This window comes from Pseudomonas tremae (assembly GCF_001401155.1).
GTDB lineage: Bacteria > Pseudomonadota > Gammaproteobacteria > Pseudomonadales > Pseudomonadaceae > Aquipseudomonas > Aquipseudomonas tremae.
The window spans coordinates 1-408 of sequence record NZ_LJRO01000019.1 but is presented as its reverse complement, the minus strand read 5'-3'; the positions used below and the strand labels follow the sequence as shown (position 1 = coordinate 408).

The window sequence follows — 408 nt, the reverse complement described above, 5'->3', positions numbered from 1 at the left end:
GGCGATTCGCCTGCAACCCGGCCAGGTCGAAGCGCTGTCACCGAAAAGCAACGATGTGCATCAGGTCAGCAATGCTTTCAACGATCAAGTGTCGATCAGCATCCACGTTTACGGCGCCGATATTGGCACCGTGAAACGTGCGGTCTACGACCTGGACGGCACAGAAAAACTGTTCATCTCCGGCTATTCGAATGCCGCAGCCATCACCCACGCCACTCAGGATCAGCCAACAGGGAGCCCCGCCCGATGACCACACCCGCCACCCGATCATTCGCCGACGTTCGTCAGGCCTTGCTGGACCGCCAGGAACTGGCCTTGGTAGACGTCCGCGAAGAGGCACCCTTTGCCCAGGCCCATCCTCTGTTTGCGGTGAACATCCCGTTGTCGAAGCTGGAGCTGGAGGTGTTC

Annotated in this window: 1 protein-coding gene and 1 pseudogene; both read left to right on the top strand. The window is 59.6% G+C overall.

The window, feature by feature from the left end:
* Positions 1–250, top strand: a pseudogene (locus tag ALO43_RS00535) (cysteine dioxygenase); the annotation flags it as partial.
* A partial coding sequence (locus ALO43_RS28040; RefSeq protein WP_459564950.1) for a rhodanese-like domain-containing protein occupies positions 247–408 on the top strand: 162 nt, incomplete at its 3' end. The pseudogene ALO43_RS00535 and the gene ALO43_RS28040, both read left to right, overlap by 4 nt.